We start from the raw sequence: 7903 nt of genomic DNA on the forward strand, positions 1-7903 counted from the left end.
TGGATGCACCTACAGTCCACACCGTGCGATTCAGCGCGGAGGTGGTCGCAAATGATTTTATCTTCATCTATCTGTCGGGATATTGATCCCATTTTTTAATATCTACTGACTAGATACGATGTATATTATGTAAAATCACTAAAACACGGATGCTTGCGTGATCTGCTTTGACTCTCACAATGCCACGCCCGCCTTGCATTAAGCTGAGCAAGCCCCTGCATCTGCACCATCCGCAGTTTGCTTGACCACAACGATATGGAGACAAGCCATGCGCATTTCACATCCGGCGGTACTCAGCCGCCGTCGCCTCGTCCTCTCGGGCTCTGCCGCAGCCGTTTCGCTTCTGCCATGGCGTATCGGGAGTGCCCAATCCACCTGGCCTACGAAACCACTGCGACTGGTGGTCCCATTTGCGCCCGGCGGCAGCTCCGAAATCGTAGCCCGCGCGGTCGCTGCAGAAATGTCCAAGACCATCGGTCAGAACGTATTCGTGGACAACAAGCCGGGCGCTGCAGGAAACATCGCCATGCAGGAAGTCGCCAACAGTACCGACGAGCACACTTTGATCCTGGGCCACATCGGCACGTTGGCGGTGAACCCCTACATCTTTCCGAAACTGGCATACGACGCCAACCGGGACTTTGCGCCCATCACGCTGGTATCCAAAGTGCCGAGCCGGGGAACGGGCCCCATGCTCACTGACCTGATGGCCGGACGTCTGCAGGCCGCAGCCGTGGGCGCACCGGCCCTGCTGCCCTTCATCAAGGCCGGGAAATTGCGCTGCATTGCCACGGGGACTGCACAACGGCTTCCCCAATTGCCGGATGTGCCCACGGTGGCTGAACAGGGGTTCAAAGGCTTTGAAATGACGCAGTGGTACGGGCTGATGGCCCCCAGCAAATGGCCCAAGGCCCATCTGGCCAAACTGGAAACCGAGGCTGTCAAGGCAGCGCGAAGCCCTTTGGTCAAGGAAAAGCTGTCTCAGGAAACGGCTTTGGCGGTTGGAAACACCAGTGCGGAGTTCGACGCTTTCATCAAATCAGAACAGGCGCGCTGGAAACCCGTCATTGCGCGCGCTCAAATCAAACCCGAAGGAATGGGCTGACGAACGGCTACACGCGACGAAAAAAAGACCATTGGCTCGTGTCGATCGAAAAATCGCTGGACTCTTCATCGCCGCGAAACTCAAGGCGATTGAGGAAGGGGTCCAAAACGACCGCGGTGAAGCCTCCTGGATCGAGTTGCAGCAATTCGATGGACACGCCTTGGCGCAACCAGCGCTCGCACAGTGAGAGAAAGTCGCCCTTCAGAAAGATGCTGCACAGCGATGACGGCTGGAGCGCGTTGATTTGCTCGACGTGCTCCACGAACTTGAGTTGCAAACGCACCAAGCCATCTTCCGCCACCCGAAACTCGCTGTAGCTTCTTTTGAACCCGAGGTCTTTCTCGTAGAAATTGCGCGCACTTTCTTCGCCATGCCGCGGTATGGGCACATGGATCCAGGTGGCGATGTACTCGTTGGAAAAAGAAGAACCCATTCAGCATCCCAATTTGGATTTCGGTCGAGCGCTCACAGGCGCCGCTGCTCGCGCGGCAGCAATGGCCGCCGCATTTCCTCGCGCCGGTTTGACGCCAAGATCCGTCAAAGCCTGTTTCTCCGCAAGGTAGAAAGAGCTTCGATTTTCTGCCCCATCGGCCCCGATATCGATGAATTTATAACCCTCCGCGTGGCGGTCATTGATCCAGTCGATATTGCCTTGCACAGCCTTGCGCTCCCATTGGTAGGAACTCATGGTTTCCGTGGAAGCGCCACTGGAACGGATGATTCCAAACCAGTCCTTCTTGATCGTTCTGAACTCGTGTCCCGACAGCCGGGGGTTTTCTCTCATCGCCTTGGCATAAGCCTCTACCGCGCCCTGCCCCTCTCCGATGATGACGTATTTTTCCAGGCCCCAGGGGTCGATCCACCGCAGTGGATTGTCCGCATAGAGATGCAGATGGCTGCCGCCTGCCAGGCCGATGGGGTCGGCGCTGATGAAGCGCCCGATGTCCGGGTCGTAGAAGCGGAACGTGTTGTAGTGCAGCCCCGTGTCCCGGTCCAAATACTGGCCCTGCAGCCGCAGGTTCTGCTCGATCGCCTCGCCCCGTCCGTGCGCCTGCGCCTCGGGGATGGCGCTGCCGTCGATGCGCACCGACTCCCATTGCTCCTTGAGCGCCCCGCCCCAGGTGCGATAGCTGGCGCGCCAGCGCACCTGGCCCTCGGGGTCGGTCAATTCCTCCGGCACGCCCGAGGGGTCGGCATGGAAGTAGTAGATCTGCGCGCTGTCCGGCGCCTCGTCGCGTGGCGCGGCCTGTCCTCTGGCACGCCCCGTGGCTGGCACAGCCGTCTGAACGCCTTCGACGGCCCTGCCCCCTTGCGCATCGATGCGCGCCAGCGGCACATAGCCGCCCGGCTCGTACACATAGCTGGTCACCTGCGCCCCGCGGCGCTCCTCGATCAGCCGCATCCCCTCCCACACGAACTCCGTCACCCCGAACGCGTCCTCGGTCGCCACCCGCCGCCCCAGCGCGTCGTAACGGTAGCGCGTGACCTGTCGCGCTGCCTCGGCCGTGCCTGGGCGGCGCACCGTGGTCACGGCCACCAGTTGGTCCTCCGCATCCCACTCGAAGTGCTGCAGCGTGTGCCGCCCGCTCTTTTTCTGGACCAGGCGGCCCAGGCCGTCGTAGACGTAGCGCTTGTCCTCGTACACGCGCACGAGGTTGTCGCGCAGGTAGCCGCGCGAACCAGTGCCCGCCGGTCCCGGCCCCACCCCATGACTTGACTGTGAGTCCATCAGGTTGCCGGCGGGATCGTATTCGAAGCGCTCCTGCGTGTGCTCGGCGCCCGATGCGCCCGATGCATTCGGCACGCCCTGCCCGCCCCCCGGCCCCAGGCGCACGGCCTGCACCACCCGCCCGGTGCCGTCATACTGAAAGCTGCTGCGCCCCTTGTGGCTGTGCACGCTGTCGCGAAGCTCGCCCGCCGCGTCGTAGCGGTATTGTTTGAGCAGTCCGGTGGCATGGCTGGGACCGTGCTCGGCCAGTTCCACCTGCTGCTGATGCCACTCGCGCTCCCAGCCTGCCGCCTGCAGGCCCGCATCCGAGCGTGTCCAGCTGCCAACCCGCCGCCCCAGCGGATCGAGTCGGTAGCGTGTGCCCAGGCTACCCTGGCTGCGGTGCACTTCGCGGTGCAGCGCATCGCGCTCGAAATCGGCGATCAGCCGTTGCGCCTCGCTCGCCGGCGAGACGGTCAGGTCGTCCCCTTCTTGCCTTGCTGGTTCGGCGGCCCCTCCAGCCTCCAGCGACTGTCGCAGGCCCAGGTCGATACGGTGCAGGTGCCCCGAGCCGTAGCGCAGGTAGTTCAGGCTGCGCTGCAGCACCCGGCCGCCGGGCTGAGCGACGGCAGGCAGTTCGGTGCGCGTGCGGTGCCCGAGCGCATCGTGCGCGTGGCGCAGGCGGTGGGTGTGCCCGGTGACCGCATCCGTGGCGTGCTCGGCCACCAGATGGCCCACGGCGTCGTATTCGAAGCGCACGGTGTGCAGCAGTTCTTCCCGGGCGGGCTCCTGATGGCCATGTTCGCCCTCTCCTTCTCCTACAACCCGCAGGCGAGCAGCCTCCACCACCCGCCCCGCGGCATCGTGCCGGTAGCGCAGGATCTGGCCCTGGCAGCGCTTTTCCGTGAGACGCCCGAGCGCGTCGCGCACGAGTTCGGTGCGCCGCGGGGGCATGGCGCTCTGCACCTTGGGTCCTTGCGCCAGGGTGCCTTCGGCGGCCTGGGCTTCGATGTCCCCGAACACGCCATCGCCGCCGCCCGCGTGGTGGGTGATGGCGCTGACCTGGCCGTCGGGGTCGTATTCGAGCGCGATGCGCGTGCCGTCCAGGCGCACTTCTTCGATGAGCCGGTCGCCCGCGTCGTAGCCGAAGCGGTAGCTGGCGCCGTTTTCTGTCGTGAACTCGGCCATGCGGTGCGCCACGTCGTAGCGCACGCCACTTTGCCGCCCTTCGGCGTCCACGCGCCAGAGGCGCTGGCCCCGCGCGTTGTAGCCATAGCGCGTGGCGCGCGAGAGTGCATCGGTGTGCTGCACGAGGCGCCCGGCGCTGTCGTGCGCGAAGGTCTGGCTGCTGCCGTCGGGCAGGGCCACGGACACGAGGCGCCCGCGCGCATCGAAGGTGCTGCGGGTGACCTGCCCGAGCGCGTCGGTGACACTTTGCAACTGCCCATGCCCGTCGTAGGCGTAGTGGGTGCTTTGCCCGGAGCAGTCGGTGTGGCGCATGAGCAGCGCGCGCTCGTTCCACACGAGGGTGCTGCGCCCGCCCCGCGCGTCGGTGATCTGCACGGGCAGGCCGCTGGCGTCCCAGGCGGTCTCGGTGGTGCGGCCGTCCGGCGTGGTTTCGGTGGTGGGCAGGCCCCGGTCGTCGTATTCCCAGCGCCAGGTGGCGCCGTCGGGCCTTGTCACGCGCAGGGGCGAGAACCAGCGGCTGTCCCACAGGGTGCGCGTCAGGTGGCCCAGCGGGTCGATGACACCGATCTGCAAGGCGTTCTCGTCGTACTGGAAGGTGGTGGTGGCGCCGCTGGGCCGGGTGCAGGCGAGCAGTTCGCGTCGCTCGCTCCAGCGCAACTGCCAGGTGTGGCCTAGGGGGTTCTGGTATTGGGTGATGTTGTGGTGGCGGTCCCAATGCCAGCGCTGGCAGCGGCCCAACTGGTCGGTGGCGGTGGTCCCGCCTCCGCCGGCTTGCGCCCCTCCCTTCGCCGGGCCATCCTCGCCGCCGAGGGTGTAGGCGATGTCGTAGGTTTCGCCGTCATCGGTCCAGTGGCGCACGACGCGGCGGTCACGCAGGCGCTGGCCCTGTGGGCCGATCGCGCCGTCCTGGCGCTCGGGGCCGCTGGCCTGCAAGGCACTCTCCCAGGCGTAGTGGCATTCAAAGCCGCCCGCATCGGCCTGCAGGACCATGAGGCGTTCGGCATAGGCGAAGCGCCGCGTGAGGCTGCGCGTGCGGTCGAGCACTTCGGTGAGCTGGCCGGGCGCAGGACCTTCTGGCGAATGACCGGGGCCCTGGCGATCCTGGCGTGGACTCTCGGCCGCATAGCGGTAGCTGGCCAGCAGGCCCAACTGCTCGCCGGGAGCGGCCTGCACGAGGTGGATGGCCTGTACCTGGCGGGCGTGGCCCGCGTAGTCCAGCCGCAGCACCCGCCCCAGGTGGTCGGTGAGGCCCGCCAGGCGCCGCGCGCTGTCGTAGCGCAACGCGATCCAGTGCCCGAAACGGTCGCGCAGGCGCAGGAGCTTGAGGACATGGGTGCCGGGCTCTTCGGGTGCCGGGCCGAATTGCTCGTGGATGTGGTCGAGGCCGCTGACTTCGAAGTGCCCCCCGGCGGTGCACCCGACGATGAAGCCCTCTCCAGTGTTGAAGAGGGCGTTGCCTGGTTCGACCCAGGGCAACTCGATGTGTCGCCCCTGCGGATTGACGTAAACGAGGCGCCCGGCCTGTCCACTGCCGGGCGCTGGGCGAACCACGTGCAGTTCGATGTCGTAGGGCACGCTCCAGCCCTCGCCGTGCACGGTGTCCTCACGGTGGTCGTGGTTGCTGTAAAAGCGCCGCCATTCGATGGGCAAGGGCCCGGGGAGCACGAAGTCGGTGTCGCGACTGCCGTCCAAGACCTTGCCGCCCGTCGCGGGGTGCACGGGATAGCCGATCAGGGACCGGAACCCGCGCCCGAGCCACTCGCCGGCCATGCCGACGACGGCGCCCATGGCCAGGCACCCCACCCGCCCCAGGAAGTTGCCGCGCCCCATGGCCAGGCCGACACCGATTTCCAGCGCGGTCTCCCACCACAGCTTGTCGTCGGCGACGTTGAGGTAGGCGGTCTTGTTGCCGCCGAAAAAGACGGTGTCCGCGCCGGTGGCGATCTGCGCGGCGCACATGAGCTTGTCGCCCTTGCGCGCAGCGGGAAAAGTCTCGATGAAGACGCTGTCGGTGCCCTCGGCGATGAAATTGGGGTTGGGTGAGGAGTGCTTGGTGCAGGCGGTGAAATCGGCGACGGCCCGCATGGCCAGGCGTTTCTCGATGAGAACGGTGCCCGCTCCCTGCGCGCCCAGCTTGCCCGTGATCTCCAGCTCACCGATGTCTTCGGTCATCTCCTGGATCTTCTTTTCCTTGTAGCTGCTCCAGCCGGTCGCCCCTCCGATGAAGCCGGCCAGCAGGCCGCACGCCAGGATTGCCCCGCAGCCCATGGTGGCCACCGATACCCCGGCCAATAGTGCCACCGCACCTGCCACCAGCAAGGTCTCCACCATCCCCGACGCCAGCCGCAATCCCACCCGCGCCAGCCTCGACCACACCGACACGTGCCCGATGTCGTCGCCCAGCCTCGCCGCCGCCAGTCCACCCATGTTTTGTCTCCATCTTTTTTCAAGCCGTGCCTTCAGGCACGTGCGTTCGGGTCGTCGCCCCGTCGTCACTCACGCAAGACGAAACTCCCCAAGACATCGCTCACCATCTTGTGGTGCTCATCGGTGAAAGGGATAGGCAGCGAGAACGTCAGGCTCAGCACCTGGCGCGTGTCCGGCAGCAGGAACAGCGACTGCACGTGGTAAACCGTTTTGCCCTGCTGCTTGTAGCTCACTGAAAACTTCGAGCCGCCGATTTTCTGACCGGCCCCCAAAAATGCGGGCTCGATCTCGCTGCGGGTGAATTTGCTCACTTGCCGGGAAAGATCGTTCAACTGGCGCTTCAAGAACTCCGGAGGCGTTTCGTCCGCCTCCAGCGGATCCTTCGAGATCGCGATGGTCATGCCGCCGGAGCCGGGCTCGGGCGCCAACAGGTGCATGGTGCGGTCCGTCACATGGGGTGGTGCCGTGATGCGGCCTTCTTGGAAGTGATAAAGCATGTTTTTTCTTATGAAATGAGACCGCAGGCGGAGGGCCTCAGCAATTGAGGTTGATCTTTTTCCCGAACTGGTCGAGGTCGTCCTGGAAGTTGAAGACGCCCTTCACGCCATTGAGCACGATCGTGCCATCGGCCTTCAAGGTGATGGACGCCGCGCCGCAAACCAAGGTCACGCTCTCTCCCGCCACCTGCGTGATGTTCTTGCCCGCGTTCACGAACACCGTGTCGCTCTGCGCATTCACCACCACGTTTTCCTTGGCCAGCACGTTAGCGTTCAGACTAGTGGAGGACAGCGATATGTTCTGCTCCGCCACCAGGTTCATGTTGCCGGTTTGGGCCACGGAGGCCACGTCCCCGCCCGAAACCATGTTGCTTTGCCCGCCCGAAGTCACATGCGTGAGCATGCCGGCCTTGGCCAACTGCGTGAGTTGCGCGCCACTGGAGATGGTCACGTGCTGCTGTGCATGCACCGACGTGCTCTGGCCCGAACTGACGACGATGGGCTTGGGGCTGATCATGCTTTGCCCTTCCGGGCTCACGATGGACACGATCGGCTTGGTGATGTCCTTGGACAAATCCATCAGGCCACGCGCATCCGGCATGGCAGGGTCGGTGTTGGTGGGCATGGCCGTTTCCGCGCCCCCTCCTCCATCGCCACCCGAGCGGGAACTTGCCATCTTGGCCAGCGAGGTCAAGCCGCCCGCCGCGCCCCCGGTCATGGCCGCAATGCCTGCCCCCATGCTGGCGATCTGCGAGGACTTGGCATCGGCCAATGCGCCGATGGTGGCGTTCACCGACGACACGGCCTGCCCGGCCTCCTGCATGAGTGAAGAGGTGTTGGCCAGCGTCGCACCCAGCTGATCGAACCCATCCGGGTTGTTGCTCGCCACCTTGGAGGTGAAGTCCTGCGGATACGTGGTGATCAGCAGGCCCTTGTCCGCCCGGATCGACCCCCACAGGTCCGTGCGCAGCTCGAACC

At 65.1% G+C, this 7903-nt stretch carries 5 protein-coding genes; 1 reads left to right on the forward strand and 4 read right to left on the reverse strand.

The features are described from left to right. The first annotated feature begins 268 nt into the window (after positions 1-268). Positions 269-1105, forward strand: coding sequence for a Bug family tripartite tricarboxylate transporter substrate binding protein (locus AVMA1855_RS26170; protein WP_284427956.1), 837 nt, complete (start codon positions 269-271; stop codon positions 1103-1105). 7 nt (positions 1106-1112) lie between these two features. On the opposite strand, the gene AVMA1855_RS26175 is transcribed toward AVMA1855_RS26170, so the two are convergent. The 4 genes from AVMA1855_RS26175 to AVMA1855_RS26190 form a co-directional block, all read right to left on the reverse strand. Further along, positions 1113-1538, reverse strand: coding sequence for a hypothetical protein (locus AVMA1855_RS26175; RefSeq protein ID WP_284427957.1), 426 nt, complete (start codon positions 1536-1538; stop codon positions 1113-1115). After that, a complete protein-coding gene (locus AVMA1855_RS26180) occupies positions 1539-6428 on the reverse strand; it encodes an RHS repeat-associated core domain-containing protein (protein WP_284427958.1) in 4890 nt (1629 codons plus the stop codon). A gap of 65 nt (positions 6429-6493) precedes the next feature. Next, on the reverse strand, positions 6494-6925 hold the full coding sequence (locus AVMA1855_RS26185) for a DcrB-related protein (protein ID WP_284427959.1): 432 nt from the start codon (positions 6923-6925) through the stop codon (positions 6494-6496). Positions 6926-6962: 37 nt separating this feature from the next. Beyond that, positions 6963-7903 (reverse strand): DUF2345 domain-containing protein (locus tag AVMA1855_RS26190; protein WP_284427960.1); only part of this gene is annotated, 941 nt, incomplete at its 5' end.

Source organism: Acidovorax sp. SUPP1855, assembly GCF_030158955.1.
Classification (GTDB): domain Bacteria; phylum Pseudomonadota; class Gammaproteobacteria; order Burkholderiales; family Burkholderiaceae_C; genus Paracidovorax.